Here is a 16,137-nt window from a genome sequence, read left to right on the forward strand (position 1 = left end):
CCGGCGCCTCCGGCCCCGACGCCGGCTGCCCCGGCACCGCCACGTCCCGCGACACCGGCGCCGGCCGCGCCCGCCACGCCCGCACCCCCGGCGGATCGCCCGGTGCCGCTGCCACCGCCCGCCGCGCCACCCTCCACGCCGCAGGCCGCCGGCACCGGCACGACGCCGCCGGTGGCACGGCCGGAGGAGCGTTCGAACAGCGTGCTCAACACGCTGGAGCGCCTGCGCCAGCAGCAGGCCGCGAACCGTCCGCCGACCGCGCGCCCGACGCCGCAGCCCGGCCGCCCCGCACCGGCCGGCGGCGCCCCAACAGGCACGGACCTGCTGAATGCAGGGGAACGTGCCGCGGTAGGCGAACGCATCGCGGAATGCTGGCGCGTCGATCAGGGCATGCTCGGCCTGTCCGAGATGCGGGTCAGCCTGGTCGCCATCGTCGATCGCGCAGGCGTCATCCGGAATGTCGAGCCGGGGCCCGACGGGGTGCCGGGCGAACCGCGTGCGCGTGCGCTATATGAGCAGGCGCGCCGTGCGCTGCGTGACCCGGCCTGCAGCCCCCTGCCGGTGCCGCCGGGCCGCCTCCAGGCCGGTGAGAACCGGTTCCAGTTCAATTTCACTCCGAGGGGATTCCTCCGATGACACTGCCAGGCTTCGGCTTCACGCGCCGCACGGTGCTGACGGGTCTTGGCGGAACCGTGGTGGCGAGCCTGCTGCCCGATTCGCTTCATGCACAAGGTAGCGCCCAGACAACCGTCATCGACGTCACCCGTGCCCGCACCGACCCCGTGCCGATCGCGGTTCCGGACATGGCCGGCGCCAGCCCCGACGCGCAGCGCACCGGGCGCGACATCGCCCGCGTCATCCAGGCCAACCTGCGCAATTCCGGCCTGTTCCGCCCGGTGGACCGGCAGGCCTACATCCAGACGCCGGAGACCGCCGCCGCCAATCCACGCTTCCAGGATTGGCGCGTGATCGGCGCGCATGCCCTGACCACCGGGCGCGTCCAGGTCACCGGCGGCCAGGTGCGAGTGGAATTCCGGCTGTGGGACGTGCTCGCCGACACGCAGTTGCAGGGCACCGCCTTCACCGCCCCCGCCGCGCAGTGGCGCCGCATCGCGCATCTGATCAGCGACGTGATCTATGAGCGGCTGCTGGGCGAGAAGGGCTATTTCGATACGCAGATCGTCTATATCGCCGAGTCCGGCCCGCGCGACCGCCGCACGCGGCGCATGGCGCTGATGGACCAGGATGGGGAGAACCACCGCTTCCTGACCGATGGCAGCTTCCAGGCGCTGACGCCGCGCTTCCATCCGACGGCGCGGCAGGTCGCCTTCATGTCCTATTTCCGCAACCAGCCGCGCGTGTATCTGTTCAACCTTGACAGCGGCCAGCAGCAGGTGCTTGGCAGCTTCGGCGGCATGACCTTCAGCCCGCGCTTCGCCCCCGATGGTCGCAGCGTGATCCTGTCCGCCAGCCGCGGCGGCGATGCGAACATCTACGTCGTGGACATCGCCTCTCGCCGCGAACGGGCGCTGACTTCGGGCGGGTCGCTGGACGTCTCGCCCTGCTATTCGCCGGACGGCACGCAGATTGTCTTCAACTCGGACCGTGGTGGCGACCAGCAGTTGTACGTCATGTCCGCCGATGGTGGCGGGGCGCGGCGCATCTCCTTCGGTAATGGCCGCTACGCGACTCCGGTCTGGTCGCCGCGCGGCGACCTCATCGCCTTCACGCGCATCTCCGGCGGGCAGTTCGGCATTGGCGTGATGCGCCCGGATGGCTCCGGCGAGCGTATTCTCAGCGAGGGTTGGTCCATGGAGGGACCGAGCTTCGCGCCCAACGGCCGCGTGCTGGCCTTCTACCGGGAGACACCGTCGCGCGATGCGCGCGGCGGCGGCTATTCCTCCCGTCTCGCGCAGATCGACATCGCCGGCTTCAACGAGCGGCAGATGGTGACACCCACCGACGCCTCCGACCCCGCCTGGGGGCCTTTGCTTTCGTGATCACCCGATTGCCTTGTTGCCGCCACACGCAGTGTTGATAATGAGGCGTTGGGGCGTGTTCCGCATGGGCACACCCCAGACCCGACCTGAAGGATCCTGATCGCGATGAACACCAAGCTCCTCGGCGCGCTGGGCGCCGTGGCCCTGCTGGCTGCCTGCGGCAGCGGCACCGAGCAATCCTCCGCCGCGACCGGCGGCGGCGCCGAGACCACGGCCAGCGGCCCGCGCCCGGGCAGCCAGGAAGATCTGGTCGCCAATATCGGCGACCGCGTCTTCTTCGACACGGACCGCAGCAGCGTCCGCGCAGACCAGCGCGTGGTGCTGGATCGCCAGGCCGGCTGGCTGCAGCGCTACCCGCAGGTCCAGGTCTCCGTGGAGGGCCACGCCGACGAGCGCGGCACCCGCGAATACAACCTGGCGCTCGGCCAGCGCCGCGCCAATTCGGCTCGCGACGTGCTGGTCGCCGGCGGCGTTGCCCCGGCCCGCATCGAAGTGATCTCCTACGGCAAGGACCGTCCGGCCGCCCTCGGCTCGAACGACCAGGCCTGGGCGCAGAACCGCCGCGCCGTCACCGTCACCCGCTGACGCCACCAAGCCCTCTCCCCTTTTGGGGGAGAGGGTTGGGTGAGGGGGCCAGGCGCGCTACGAAGCCCGGGTCGGTTTGCCAGCCTCGGCACGACGCCCCAGGGACGACGACGAAGGAACCCATCATGCACCTGACCCGAGCCGTCCTGCTGTGGGCGCTGCTCCTGGCCGGCGCGCTGGCGCTGCCCGGGGCTGCGCGCGCGCAGATGGAAACGCGGGAAGGCATCGCCCTGCAGAACCAGATCCTGCAATTGCGCCAGGAAATCGAGATTCTGCGTCGTGGCGGCGCCACAACGCTGCCGCCGCCTAGCTCCGGTGGCTCCTCGCTCGGCGGCCGTCCGCCGGTGGCGGGCGTGGCGCCGCAGGGCGAGCTGGTCGGCGCGCTGCTCGACCGTGTTGCGCGGCTGGAGGAAGACCTCCGCATCCTGCGCGGCCGGGCGGAGGAAGCCGAGTTCCGCCAGCGCAGCCTCCAGGAAAGGCTGGAGAAGCTGGAAGGCGACATCGACTTCCGGCTGCGCCAGATCGAAGGCCAGCGCCAGGGCAGCGCGGCACCCACCGGCCCGGCCACGGCCGCCGCACCGCCCGCGGCCCGGCCTGCCACACCGCCGGCCACTACGCCCGCACAGTCCACGCCCGCACAGTCCACGCCCGCACCGGCCGCCGTCGCGCGGCCGCCACAGCGCGCGCTGGCCGAGGGCCAGGCGGCATTGGATCGCCGCAACTTCGCAGCGGCCGAGGCGGCGGCGCGCGAAGTGCTCGCGAGCCGCGAAACGGCACGCCATGGCGATGCGCAGATCCTGCTCGGCGGCGCCCTGGCTGGGAGGCGCGATTTTGCCGGTGCCGCGGTGGCCTATGACGACGCCTTCCGCCGCGCCCCGCGCGGCAGCCGCGCGCCGGAGGCGATGCTCGGCGTCGCCAATGCGCTGATCGGCCTGAACAACAACCGCGACGCCTGCGCCCAGTTGGCCGACCTCCGCGGCCGTTTCCCGGACCTGCGCGGCCCCGTGGCCGAACGCGTGGCCGATGCCCGCCGCCGCGCCCAGTGCCGCTGAGGCCCGCTTTCCCGACCTGACCCCCGGTGCCCCGGCCGCCGCCTTTGCGGAGGCGATGTCGCGCCTCGGCCCCTTCGGCCCCACCCCCGTCCTGATCGCCGGCGTTTCCGGTGGACCGCACAGCCTGGCGCTTGCGCTGCTGCTTGCGGCCTGGGTCGCGCCCTGCGGTGGCCGGCTGTTGGCCGGCATCGTCGATCACGGCCTGCGACCTGAGAGTGGCGCGGAGGCGGCGCAGGTCGCGGGATGGCTTTCGGCACGCGGTATCGACGCCCGGATCATCGCCCTCGGCCTGGCACAGGGCTCGGCTGCCCAGGCGCGGGCGCGGGCGGGCAGGCTGGAGGCACTGCTGCATTTGGCCCGCGAGCAGGGCGCGGGGTGGGTGGCGCTCGGCCAGCATCGGGGCGACCAGGCGGAAACCGTCCTGCTCCGGGCCTTGGCCGGTAGCGGCGCGTCCGGCCTCGCCGGCATGGCGCAGGACCGCAGCGCGGGCGACGCGCTGCTGATCCGCCCCCTGCTCGAGGCAAGCCCGGCGGCGCTGGAAGCGGTGGTGGCGCTGGCCGGACTCACCCCGCTGCGCGACCCGTCCAATGGGGATGCCCGCTTCACGCGCGTCCGCCTACGCGGGGCGCTGGATGACCGGGGCGGGCAGGGGACCGCTACCGAGGCCTTGGCCGTCGCCGCGCAAGCCTTCGCGCGGCGACGCGCGGATCTGCGGCGGGCCGTGGCAGCGCGGATTGCTGGCGCCGCCTGCATTTCGGAGGCTGGTTTCGCACGGCTGGACCTGCCGGCGCTTGGCCGGGACCCGGTGGCGTGCGCGGCGCTGGGCGCGCTGGTCCGCGCCATCGGCGGCGCCGAACACACGCCGGCCCCGTCGGCCGTGGCAGGTCTGCTGGAGCGTGCCGCCGGCAGCCTCGGCGGCGCTATTCTCGCCCGGGACGGCCTGCTGTTGCGGGAGGAAGCGGGGCTGGCGCCGGCGTGCGCGGCGCGGGATGGCGTGACCTGGGACGGACGCTTCCGCCTGTCCGGCCAGCCGGCGCCTGGCCTGCTGGTGGGCGCGCTCGGACCCGCGGCCGCCAGCCTGCCGCGCCCGCGCTGGCTGCCGGCCGCCGTGGCACGGACCCTGCCGGCTTTCTTCGCGGCCCATGACGGCGCGCTGGTCGCGGTGCCTTCTCTGTCCTATCCTTGGCCGGAATCCTGCCCTGGTGTCCGGCTGCGCTTCGCGCCGCGGGGCGGCGCGGTGGGGTAGCTGCCAGGAATATGCCGATCCCTGCCGTCACCGCGGCCGAATGGGATGGAAGCATGGCGCCGGGCACCTATGTTTGAAGTCGGAGCGGCCCTCCGTTGCGGGCTGGGTAGTGGCTCGGTCCAGCGGGGAAGCCCCAAAGGGATGCAAACGTGAACAATTTTGGCCGGAACCTGGCGCTCTGGGTCATCGTGGCGCTGCTGTTGGTGGCGCTTTTCAACCTGTTCCAACCGTCCGGCACCGCCACCCGTACGGCGCAGCAGGTCGCCTATTCGGACTTCCTGAACGAGGTCAACGCCGGGCATGTCCGGGACGTGACCATCCAGGGCCGCACCGTCACCGGTCAGCTCAATGACGGCCGCAGCTTCTCCACCTTCACGCCGGAAGACCCGCAGCTGGTCAGCCGCCTGACGGACAGGGGCGTGCGCGTCGTCGCGCGGCCGGAGGAGAGCGACGTCAACCCGCTGTTCCAGATCCTGATCTCCTGGTTCCCGATGCTGCTCCTGATCGGCGTCTGGATCTTCTTCATGCGCCAGATGCAGGGCGGCGGTGGCCGCGCCATGGGCTTCGGCAAGTCCAAGGCGAAGCTGCTGACGGAAAAGCAGGGCCGGGTGACCTTCGACGACGTGGCCGGGATCGAGGAAGCCAAGTCGGAGCTCGAGGAGATCGTGGAGTTCCTGCGTGACCCGCAGAAGTTCCAGCGCCTTGGTGGCAAGATCCCGAAGGGCGTGCTGCTGGTCGGCCCGCCGGGTACCGGCAAGACCCTGCTGGCGCGGTCGATCGCCGGCGAGGCGAATGTGCCGTTCTTCACCATCTCAGGCTCCGACTTTGTTGAGATGTTCGTGGGCGTCGGCGCCTCCCGCGTCCGCGACATGTTCGAACAGGGTAAGAAAAACGCCCCCTGCATCATCTTCATCGACGAAATCGACGCCGTGGGTCGCCACCGCGGCGCCGGCCTCGGCGGCGGCAATGACGAGCGTGAGCAGACGCTGAACCAGATGCTGGTGGAGATGGACGGCTTCGAGTCGAACGAGGGCGTCATCATCATCGCCGCCACCAACCGTCCGGACGTGCTGGACCCGGCACTGCTGCGCCCGGGCCGCTTCGACCGTCAGGTGGTCGTGCCGAACCCGGACGTGAACGGGCGGGAGAAGATCCTGCGGGTCCACATGCGGAAGGTGCCGTTGGCCTCCGACGTGGAGCCGAAGGTGATTGCGCGCGGCACCCCGGGCTTCTCCGGTGCCGACCTGGCCAACCTGGTGAACGAGGCGGCGCTGCTTGCGGCCCGTACCGGGCGGCGTACGGTCGGCATGGCGGAATTCGAGGCGGCCAAGGACAAGGTGATGATGGGTGCGGAGCGCCGCAGCCTGGTCATGTCCGAGGATGAGAAGCGGATGACCGCCTATCACGAGGCGGGTCACGCGCTGGTCGCGATGCACGAGCCGGAATGCGACCCCGTCCACAAGGCCACCATCATTCCGCGCGGCCGCGCGCTGGGCCTGGTGATGTCCCTGCCGGCCGGCGACCGCTATTCCAAGCACAAGTCCAAGATGAAGGCCGAGCTCGCCATGGCGATGGGCGGCCGTGTCGCGGAGGAGCTGATCTTCGGCCCGGACAAGGTTTCCAACGGCGCCTCGGGCGACATCAAGATGGCGACCGACCAGGCGCGCCGGATGGTGACGGAATGGGGCATGTCCGAGAACCTGGGCATGATCGCCTATGGCTCGAACGACCAGGAGGTGTTCCTGGGCCACAGCGTGACCCAGTCGAAGAACCTGTCCGAGGAAACCGCCCGGAAGATCGACGGCGAAATCCGCAGCATCATCGACGCCGCCTATGCCCGCGCCACCAAGGTCCTGTCCGAGAACATCGACGAACTGCACCTGCTGGCCAAGGGGCTGCTGGAGCACGAGACGATCTCCGGCGACGAGATCAAGCTGATCATCAAGGGCGAGCCCATCGTGCGGGTCCGCCCGGATGAGCCGGTGAACCAGGGCCGTGGCAGCGTGCCGACCAGCGGCCGCCCGAACCCGCGGCCGAGCGCCGGCCCCGGTCCTGGGCTGGCACCCGCGCCCGGAACCTGAGGTTCCGACCTGGCTTCGGAACGGCCCGCGCTGCAAGGCGCGGGCCGTTCCTGTTTTTGCGGCTTTGCCCGCCGACCTGGGCAGGGCATCGTCGCGGGTCATCGCAGCCGGGGGCCGCCGAGTCGTGACCGAAACCTGGGTCGAACCGCTCGGCCTGATGGGGGGCCAGGCCGCTGCCGCCGCGCTCGCCGCCGACCTCGCGCTGCCGCTGTCCGGTGGGCCGCTCGCCTTTTCCCTGGTCCGGCTGATCGGCCGCGATGCGCCGACCCTCCCCATCCCGCTCACCGAAGTGCCGGAGGCCTGGCAGCCCCAGGTGCTCGCCCTGACCCGCGCCCTGCCGCGCTTCGCCGGGCTGGAGATGCCGTGTGACTTGGGCCGGCCCCTGGTCATGGGCGTGGTGAACGTCACGCCGGACAGCTTCTCCGATGGCGGCCGCGGCATTGCCGAAAGCATCGCCGCCGGCCACGCGATGCTGGAGGCCGGGGCGGACCTGCTCGACATCGGCGGCGAAAGCACCCGGCCCGGCGCCACGCCGGTGGCGCCGGAGGAAGAGTGCCGGCGGGTGCTGCCGGTGATCCGCGAACTCGCCAAGGCGGCGACCATCAGCGTCGATACCCGCAACGCCGCGACAATGCTGGCGGCGCTCGAGGCCGGCGCCGAGATCGTCAACGACATCACCGCGCTGCGCCATGACCCCGCCGCCGCGCGCGTGCTGGCGCGGTCGGAGGCCAGCGTCATCCTGATGCACATGCTGGGCGAGGATCCCCGCACCATGCAGCAGGACCCGCGCTATGCCGACGTGGCGCTGGAGGTTGCGCAATTCCTGGCCGCCCGGGTGCAGGCGGCGGAGCGCATGGGCCTGCCGCGGGAGCGTCTCGCGGTGGACCCCGGCATCGGCTTCGGCAAGCGCCTGCCGCACAACCTGGCACTGATGGACCGCCTGCCGCTGCTGGCCGGCATCGGCTGCCCCATCGTCTTCGGTGCCAGCCGCAAGCGCTTCCTCGGCACGCTGGCGGGAATCGAGCAGGCCGCGGCGCGCGTGCTGCCTTCCGTCGCGGCCGCGCTGGCGGCGGCGGGGCAGGGGGCGGCCATCATCCGCGTGCACGATGTTGCGGAAACCGTGCAGGCTCTCGCGATCTGGAACGCGCTCGCCTCGGGCTTCGAGGCAGCCGACGAATCCTGAGGTCGTCGCGGCGTGTGGGGCCATCTGAAGCTTGACCTTGGCGTGCGCAAGGGCGGAGGCTTCGTGCAACCGCGGCCGTTCGTGCCGCCCGTCAGGGGAGAGAAACATGCACAACATGCTGTCGCGCCGGCTGCTCCTTGGCTCGGTCCTTGCCGCACCCGCACTGATCGCCCGCGCGCAGGGTCGCGGTCCCGTCGTCGGCGTCTCCTGGTCCAATTTCCAGGAGGAGCGCTGGAAGACGGATGAAGCGGCGATTCAGGCGGCGCTGCGGGCCGGCGGCGGCAGCTACCTTTCGGCCGATGCGCAATCCTCCCCGGCCAAGCAGTTGACGGATGTGGAAAGCCTGCTGGCACGCGGCGCCAAGGCGCTGATCATCCTGGCGCAGGATGCCGCCGCCATCCGCCCCGCGGTGCAGAAGGCGATCGACGAGGGCGTTCCGGTGCTGGCCTATGACCGCCTGATCGAGATGCCGGAGGTGTTCTACCTGACCTTCGACAATGTCGAGGTCGGCCGCATGATGGCGCGCAGCGTGCTGGCGCAGAAGGCCGAGGGCAACTACGCCTTCATCAAGGGCAGTTCCTCCGACCCCAACGCGGATTTCCTGTTTCGCGGCTCGATGGAAATCCTCAAGCCGCACATCGATGCCGGACGCATCCGCAACGTCGGCGAGGCCTATACCGATGGCTGGCTGCCCGCCAATGCGCAGCGGAACATGGAGCAGATGCTGACCCGCAACAACAACCGCATCGATGCCGTCGTCTGCGCGAATGACGGTACGGCGGGCGGCGCCATCGCGGCGCTGGCGGCGCAGGGCTTGGCGGGCAGCGTGCCCGTCTCCGGCCAGGATGCCGACCGGGCCGCGCTGAACCGCATCGCGCTCGGCACGCAGACCGTGACGATCTGGAAGGATTCGCGCGACCTTGGCAAGAACGCGGCCGAGATCGCGCTGCGGCTCGCCGGCGGCGCGCGTCTGGCGGATGTGCCGGGTGCGACGCAGTGGAACGAGGGCCCGCAGAAGCGCGCCATGACCGCGCGTTTCCTGACGCCCGTGCCGATCACGCGCGACAACCTCGGCACCATCATCGAGGCCGGCTGGGCGCCGAAGGATGCGGTGTGCCAGGGCGTCGCCGCGGGGCGCGTGCCGGCCTGCACCTGAACAGCGCGACGGCTTGAAGCCTTCGCCCCCAAGGGGGGAATCGGGTTGGGTGAGGGGAACTGCAGGATCTTGAACACGCTCGTCATCTGGCGCGGCCCTCCGCACCCGACCCTCTCCCCCCTTCGGGCGGAGAGGACGTTCGCGATCGGCTGCTGAGGGATGCGGCATCTCGAGGTCGATCCACGGCTGGTCGGCATGCTGGCGGCGCTGGCCGTCATCTGGGTGGGGTTCGACGTGCTGTCGGGTGGCGCCTTCCTGACGCCGCGGAACCTGTGGAACCTGTCGGTGCAGACCGCCTCCATCGGCATCATGGCCTGCGGCATGGTGCTGGTGATCGTGACACGGAACATCGATCTCTCGGTCGGCGCCATCCTCGGCTTCGTCGGCATGGTGGTGGGCGTGGTGCAGGCGCGGCTGCTGCCGGAGTTGCTGGGGCTGGAACATCCGGCGACGGCCTTCATCGCGGTCGCCGTCGGCATCGGCCTCGGCGGCCTCATCGGCCTGCTGCAGGGCGGGCTGATCGCCTATCTCGGCATCCCCTCCTTCATCGTCACGCTCGGCGGGCTGCTGGTCTGGCGCGGTGGGGCATGGTGGGTGACGCAGGGGCAGACGGTGGCGCCGATGGATGGACGCTTCCGGATGCTGGGCGGCGGCATCGATGGCGCCATCGGCGCCACGGCCTCCTGGGTCCTGGCCGCGCTGGCCTGCGCGGCCATCATCCTCGGCATGGTGATGCTGCGCCGCCGGCGCCTCGCCTTCGGGTTCCCGGTGCGCGCCGCCTGGGCGGAGGGCGCGCTGATGGGCCTGTTCTGCCTGACGGTGATCGGCGCCGTCGTGATCGCCAACGCCTACCCCATCCCGGCCGGCGTGGCGCGCCGCATGGCGGAGGCACAGGGCATCGCCTGGCCACCGGGTGGGCTGTTCATCCCGCATGGCCTGGCGCTTCCGGTGATCGTGGCGCTGGCCGTCGGCATCGCCATGACGGTACTGGCGACGCGCACGCGCTTCGGCCGCTACGTCTTCGCCATCGGCGGCAATCCGGAAGCGGCGGAGTTGTCCGGCGTCAACACGAAGCGCACCTTGGCCATGGTGTTCGGCCTGATGGGCGCGCTCGCGGGCCTGTCAGCCTGCATCGCCACCGCCCGGCTGAACGCCGCAACCAATGCCGCGGGCACGCTTGATGAGCTGTATGTCATCGCCGCAGCGGTCATCGGCGGCACCTCCCTCGCCGGGGGCCTCGGTTCCATCGCCGGCGCAATGCTGGGCGCGCTGGTGATGCAGTCGTTGCAATCCGGCATGGTGCTGCTCGGCGTCGACACGCCGTTGCAGAACATCGTGGTCGGGCTGGTGCTGGTGTTCGCCGTCTGGCTTGACGGCGCCTGGCGGAGGCGGCTGAAGTGAGCGCACCCCTCGTCGAGCTGCGCGACATCTCCATCGCCTTTGGCGGCATCAAGGCCGTTGATGGCGTCTCCATCGACCTGATGCCGGGCGAGGTCGTGGCCCTGCTCGGCCACAACGGCGCCGGCAAGTCGACCTTGATAAAAATCCTGTCGGGGGCCTATCGCGCCGATGCCGGGGAGATTCTGGTGGATGGCCAGAGGGCCGAAATCCACACGCCGCGCGACGCCAAGACCTACGGCATCGAGACGATCTACCAGACGCTCGCCTTGGCCGACAACGTCGATGCCGCCGCCAACATCTTCCTGGGGCGGGAGATCACGACGCGCTGGGGCATGCTGGACGATGCGGCGATGGAGGCCGAGACGCGCAAGGTGATGGCGCGCCTCAATCCACATTTCCGGCGCTTCAACGAACCGGTGCGCGCCCTGTCCGGCGGCCAGCGGCAATCCGTCGCCATCGCGCGGGCCATCCACTTCAACGCCCGCATCCTGATCATGGATGAACCCACCGCGGCGCTCGGCCCGGCCGAGACGGCGCAGGTGGGTGAACTGGTCAAGCAGCTGAAGGCGCAAGGCATCGGCATCTTCCTCATCAGCCACGACATCCACGACGTCTTCGACCTGGCGGACCGCGTCAGCGTCATGAAGAACGGACGGCTGGTGGGCACGGCGCCGACCAGTTCCGTGACCAAGGACGAGGTGCTGGGCATGATCATCCTGGGCAAATGCCCGCCGGCCGCGGTGCGCGGGCCGGGCGCCATGGCGGATTAGGCCGGCGGGAGGGAAGCCGGCGCGGCGTCGTTGCCCGTGGCCATGCCGCTCATCCTGCCCCCGCCTGCGCCACGCGGCCCTGCGCCAGTCGGACCGCGCGGCGATCAAGGGCCGCCCTGGGTCGTCACCGGTGCGTCCTCCGGCATCGGCCGTGGCGTCGCGGAACGCGCCGGGCAGATGGGTGCCAGCGTCGTGCTCGCCGCCCGCCGGGCGGAGGCGCTGGAGGATGTGGCCCGGACGATCCGCCACAATTGGCGGCCACGCCCTGGTCGTGCCCACCGATGTCAGCGACGCTGGCCAGGTCGCGGCGCGGGCCGAGGCCGCCCGGCGCCGCCCAGGGTCGAGAGCGGCTTCGTAGATCCCTGATGATGCAACAGGCGTCGCTGACGCAGGGTTGAGCGGCGCGACCGTGGACCCGATCGTTGCGCTGCGGTAGATCACGCCAACCGGCATCGGATTTGCCCGCCATGAGCACCCCTTCACGCAAACTCTTCGGCACCGACGGCATCCGGGGCACGGCGAACAAGCCACCGATGGATGCCGGCACGGCGCTGCGCCTCGGCCAGGCCGCCGGCAAGTTCTTCAACCGCGGCAGCCATCGGCATCGCGTCGTCATCGGTAAAGATACGCGCATTTCCGGCTACATGCTGGAACCGGCGATGACGGCCGGCTTCGTCGGCGCCGGCATGGATGTGATGCTGGTCGGCCCGCTGCCGACACCGGCCATCGCGATGCTGACCCGCAGCCTGCGCTGCGACCTCGGCGTGATGATCTCGGCCAGCCACAACCCGTTCGAGGACAACGGCATCAAGCTGTTCGGCCCGGACGGACTGAAGCTGTCCGATGCGCAGGAGGCCGAGATCGAGGCGCTGATGGAGGAGCCCAACTTCGCGACCTCCCTCGCCGCGCCGAAGAAACTCGGGCGCGCCAGCCGGCTGGACGATGCGCCCGGCCGCTACATCGAGGCCGCCAAGGCCGCCTTCCCGAAGGGCCGCAGCCTGGAAGGCCTTCGCATCGGCATCGATTGCGCGCACGGCGCCGCCTACAAGGTGGCACCGACCGTACTGTGGGAGCTGGGGGCGGAGGTGGTGTCCACCGGCGTCTCTCCGGATGGCTTCAACATCAACCACGATTGCGGCGCCACCGCCCCGGGCCGTCTGGCGGAGCTGGTGCGGGAACGCCGCGCCGATCTCGGCATCGCCCTCGATGGCGATGCGGACCGCGTGGTGCTGTGCGACGAGCGCGGCCGGATCATCGACGGCGACCAGATCCTGGCCGCCATCGCCGGTGCCTGGCACCGCGAGGGGCGGCTGACCGGCGGCGGCGTGGTGGCCACGGTGATGTCCAACCTCGGCCTGGAACGGCATCTGTCCGGCCTCGGCCTGGCGCTGCACCGCACCAAGGTGGGTGACCGCTATGTCGGGGAGAAGATGCGCGAGGCGGGCTGCAACCTGGGCGGCGAGCAGTCCGGCCACGTCATCCTCTCGGATTTCGCCACGACGGGAGACGGCCTGGTGGCGGCGTTGCAGGTGCTGGCGCTGCTGGTCGAGGAACGCCGCCCCGCCAGCGAGGTCTGTCGCCGCTTTGCACCGCTGCCGCAGCTGCTGGAGAATATCCGCTTCACCGGCAGCTCGCCGCTGGCGGATGCCGAGGTGACCTGCGCCATCGACGCCGCCGGCACCCGCCTCGGCACCCGCGGCCGCGTGCTGGTCCGCGCCTCGGGCACGGAGCCCCTGATCCGGGTGATGGCGGAAGCCGAGGACGAGGCGGAGATGCGGGCGACGGTCGCGGACCTATCCGCGCTGATCCGGGCGCGCGCCGCGGCGGGGGCGGTGAAGAAGGCGACCGCCGCCGAATGAGGCCGCAGGGCCGGGTCCTGGTCTGCGCCGGCTCCGATTCCGGGGGCGGCGCCGGCATCCAGGCGGATATCAAGACGATCACCGCACTCGGCGGCTATGCCGCCACGGCCGTCACGGCGCTGACGGCGCAGGACACGCGGGGGGTTCAGGCGGTGATCGGCGTGCCGGCCGACTTCATCCGGCTGCAGATCCGCATGGTGCTGGCCGATATCGGCGCGGATGCGATCAAGACCGGCATGCTGGCCGATGTCGCCACCATCATGGCCGTTTGCGACGCGCTTGCCGAATACGCCCCCGGCATTTCCCTCGTCGCCGACCCGGTGATGGTCGCCAAGGGCGGCCACCGGCTGCTGGCGGAGGATGCCGTCGCGACGCTGTCCGAACGCCTGCTGCCCATGGCGGCCCTCATCACCCCAAACCTGCCGGAGGCCGAGGCGCTGGTCGGCTTCCCGGTGGTCGATGTGGCGTCGATGCACCGCGCGGCGGAGGCGTTGCTGCGCCGCGGCGTGCGTGCCGTGCTGCTGAAGGGCGGGCACCTGGATGGAGCCCTGCTGACGGATATCCTGGCGACGCCGGATGGCACCGAGACCTTCGAGAGCCAGCGCATCGCCAGCCGCAGCACACATGGCACCGGCTGCACCCTGGCTTCCGCCATCGCCTGCGGCCTGGCGCAGGGCATGCCGCTGCGGGACGCGGTGCGGCGCGGCCGCGCCTATGTCCGGGCTGCCATGCTGGCCGCGCCGGGCCTCGGCCACGGGCATGGACCGCTTGGGCATGGCGTGACATTTGACCCCGCGCGACTGCGGGAGTTGGACGGGTGCGACGCTACGACTTCGTGACGGTGGACGTGTTCACCGACCGCCGCTTCGGCGGCAATCCACTGGCCGTCTTCCCCGATGCGCGCGGCATGACGACCGCCGAGATGCAGGCGCTGGCCGCCGAGTTCAACCTCTCCGAGACCACCTTCGTGCTGCCGCCGGCGGATCCCGCCAACACCGCGCAGGTCCGCATCTTCACCCGCACGCGGGAGATGCCGTTCGCAGGCCACCCGAATGTCGGCACCGGCTTCGTTCTGGCGGACCGTGCCGTCAGCGGTGTCCTGCGCTTCGAGGAGATCGCGGGGCTGGTCGAAGTCCGGCTGCAGGATGGCATCACCACCATTGCCGCGCCGCAGCCCTTGACGCTCGGCGCCGAGTTCCCCGCCGCCACCATCGCGCTGTGTGCCGGGCTGGAGCCGTGGGAGGTGGTGACCGACCGCCACGCGCCGGTGCTGGCCTCCGTCGGCAATCCCTTCGTGCTGGCGGAGGTCGAGCCCGCCGCGCTCGGCCGCGCCGCGCCGGATTTCGCCGCCTTCCGCGCCGCGCTGGCCGCCGCGCCGGCGCTGGAGGGGCGGCTCGCCCTGTACCTCTACGCCCGCGAAGGTGCCGGCGTACGCGCCCGCATGTTCGCACCGCTCGGCGGCACGCTGGAGGACGCGGCGACTGGCAGCGCGGCGACGCCGCTGGCCGCGCTGCTGCTGCACCTGTCCGGTGAGGCCGAGGGCTCCTGGGACATCACCCAGGGTGTCGAGATGGGCCGCCCCAGCCTGCTGCGCACCACCGCCCGCCGCGGTCCCGACGGCATCCGCGCCACCGTCGGCGGCGGCTGCGTGCCGGTGCTGCGTGGGGAGGCGCTGCTGTGAGCGGTACCCGCAAGCCGCGCGCAGCGAAAAACAACGCGAAGCCGCCGAAGCGGGTCGTGGCGGTCCCGGCCGAGGCCGCGCCGATCGACGCCGGTGCCCGCCCCGCTGTCGCCATGCCGACGCCTCCCTTGCCGGCGCCCGCGCCCATCGCCGCCGTTCCCGTGCCCGCCGCGCCGCCCGGCCTGGCCCACCTTCCGATGCCGCTGCTGGTGCTGCCCATGGGCCTCGGCGGTGCCGGCCTGGCCTGGCGCGCGGCGGCCACGACGCTCGGCGCGCCGAGCTTCGTGGGAGAGGCGCTGCTGCTGCTGACGGCGCTGGCCTGGTTGGTGCTGGTCGGTGCGCAGGTGCTGCGCGGCCTGCGCCATCCACAGGCTGTCCTGGCGGAGACGCGGCACCCGGTGCGCGTCGCCTTCGCGGCCGCGCCGACCATCGGCCTGATGATCCTGGCCTCCGCCGCCTTTCCCTACTGGCCGACCCTGGGTGCCACACTTTGGTGCATCGCGGTGCCTCTGCACCTGGTGTTCGCGATGCTGCTGCTGCGCCGCCTGCTCGCGGGCCGCGGCGAGGCCGCAATGTTGGCGCCGCCGCTGCTGATCCCCTTCGTCGGCAGCATCCTGGCGCCGGCGCTCGGCGTGCGGATGGGCTTCGTCGAGGCCTCCTGGATGATGTTCGGCGTCGGGCTGGTGATGTGGCTGGTGCTGCTGCCGCTGCTGTTGCACCGGCTGGTGGCCGGGCCGCCGCTGCCGGGGCCGATGCGGCCGAGCCTCGCCATCTTCCTAGCCCCACCGGCTGTCGGCGCGCTGGCGCTGCTGGAATTGACCGGGCAGGCCAGCGGCTTCGCGCTCGCCCTCGTCGGCGTGGCGCTGTTGGTGGCGGCCACGCTGCTGTCCCTGGCGCGGGAAATCGCGGCGACGCCATTCAGTCTCTCCTGGTGGGGCGTCACCTTCCCGAGCGCGGCCTTCACCGTGATGGTGCTGGATTTCGGCTTCCACCCGCTGCTCGGCTGGCTGGCACTGGCGCTGAACGCCGCGCTGACGATCTGGGTGGCCTGGCGCACCCTGCGCGCCGCGCGGGCGGGCATCTTCCTGCGGCCCGAGGCGGCCTGACCGGGCCGCTTCACCGG

At 71.4% G+C, this 16,137-nt stretch carries 14 protein-coding genes and 1 pseudogene; all 15 read left to right on the plus strand.

Annotated features, from left to right (window positions below; genetic code table 11):
- A pseudogene (locus ACLF3G_RS24645) lies at nt 1–636 on the plus strand (hypothetical protein); the annotation flags it as partial.
- Entirely contained in the window at nt 633–2,000 is a 1,368-nt protein-coding gene (gene tolB, locus ACLF3G_RS24650; protein ID WP_430672050.1) for a Tol-Pal system beta propeller repeat protein TolB, read from the plus strand. The pseudogene ACLF3G_RS24645 and the gene tolB, both read left to right, overlap by 4 nt.
- A 105-nt stretch (nt 2,001–2,105) precedes the next feature.
- Entirely contained in the window at nt 2,106–2,585 is a 480-nt protein-coding gene (gene pal / locus ACLF3G_RS24655) for a peptidoglycan-associated lipoprotein Pal (protein ID WP_430672051.1), read from the plus strand.
- Nucleotides 2,586–2,710: 125 nt separating this feature from the next.
- Nucleotides 2,711–3,637 carry a tetratricopeptide repeat protein gene (locus ACLF3G_RS24660; RefSeq protein ID WP_430672052.1) on the plus strand — a complete coding sequence of 309 codons (927 nt, stop codon included), beginning with the start codon at nt 2,711–2,713 and terminating at the stop codon, nt 3,635–3,637.
- Nucleotides 3,609–4,883 carry a tRNA lysidine(34) synthetase TilS gene (gene tilS / locus ACLF3G_RS24665; protein WP_430672053.1) on the plus strand — a complete coding sequence of 425 codons (1,275 nt, stop codon included), beginning with the start codon at nt 3,609–3,611 and terminating at the stop codon, nt 4,881–4,883. The genes ACLF3G_RS24660 and tilS overlap by 29 nt, the downstream gene beginning before the upstream one ends.
- 149 nt (nt 4,884–5,032) lie before the next feature.
- Complete coding sequence (gene ftsH, locus ACLF3G_RS24670) at nt 5,033–6,964, plus strand: ATP-dependent zinc metalloprotease FtsH (RefSeq protein ID WP_430672054.1); 1,932 nt, start codon at nt 5,033–5,035, stop codon at nt 6,962–6,964.
- 124 nt (nt 6,965–7,088) lie between these two features.
- Complete coding sequence (gene folP / locus ACLF3G_RS24675) at nt 7,089–8,147, plus strand: dihydropteroate synthase (RefSeq protein ID WP_430672055.1); 1,059 nt, start codon at nt 7,089–7,091, stop codon at nt 8,145–8,147.
- 106 nt (nt 8,148–8,253) lie between these two features.
- Nucleotides 8,254–9,303, plus strand: a complete 1,050-nt coding sequence (gene xylF, locus ACLF3G_RS24680; protein WP_430672056.1) for a D-xylose ABC transporter substrate-binding protein — start codon at nt 8,254–8,256, stop codon at nt 9,301–9,303.
- Nucleotides 9,304–9,462: 159 nt separating this feature from the next.
- Nucleotides 9,463–10,704, plus strand: coding sequence for a sugar ABC transporter permease (locus ACLF3G_RS24685; protein WP_430672057.1), 1,242 nt, complete (start codon nt 9,463–9,465; stop codon nt 10,702–10,704).
- Nucleotides 10,701–11,474 (plus strand): ATP-binding cassette domain-containing protein, encoded by a 774-nt coding sequence (locus ACLF3G_RS24690; RefSeq protein WP_430672058.1) that lies wholly within the window; start codon nt 10,701–10,703, stop codon nt 11,472–11,474. The genes ACLF3G_RS24685 and ACLF3G_RS24690 overlap by 4 nt, the downstream gene beginning before the upstream one ends.
- Nucleotides 11,475–11,516: 42 nt before the next feature.
- Entirely contained in the window at nt 11,517–11,840 is a 324-nt protein-coding gene (locus ACLF3G_RS24695; RefSeq protein WP_430672059.1) for an SDR family NAD(P)-dependent oxidoreductase, read from the plus strand.
- Between the two features lie 101 nt (nt 11,841–11,941).
- Nucleotides 11,942–13,333: a phosphoglucosamine mutase gene (gene glmM / locus ACLF3G_RS24700; protein ID WP_430672060.1), complete on the plus strand. Its 1,392-nt coding sequence runs from the start codon at nt 11,942–11,944 to the stop codon at nt 13,331–13,333.
- A complete protein-coding gene (gene thiD / locus ACLF3G_RS24705; RefSeq protein ID WP_430672061.1) occupies nt 13,330–14,172 on the plus strand; it encodes a bifunctional hydroxymethylpyrimidine kinase/phosphomethylpyrimidine kinase in 843 nt (280 codons plus the stop codon). The genes glmM and thiD overlap by 4 nt, the downstream gene beginning before the upstream one ends.
- Complete coding sequence (locus ACLF3G_RS24710) at nt 14,151–15,014, plus strand: PhzF family phenazine biosynthesis protein (RefSeq protein ID WP_430672062.1); 864 nt, start codon at nt 14,151–14,153, stop codon at nt 15,012–15,014. Before thiD ends, ACLF3G_RS24710 begins: the two co-directional genes overlap by 22 nt.
- Complete coding sequence (locus ACLF3G_RS24715; protein WP_430672063.1) at nt 15,011–16,120, plus strand: hypothetical protein; 1,110 nt, start codon at nt 15,011–15,013, stop codon at nt 16,118–16,120. Before ACLF3G_RS24710 ends, ACLF3G_RS24715 begins: the two co-directional genes overlap by 4 nt.
- The last annotated feature ends 17 nt before the right edge of the window (nt 16,121–16,137 follow it).

The organism is Falsiroseomonas sp. HC035 (genome assembly GCF_050563525.1).
In the GTDB taxonomy this organism is placed as follows: Bacteria; Pseudomonadota; Alphaproteobacteria; order Acetobacterales; family Acetobacteraceae; genus Falsiroseomonas.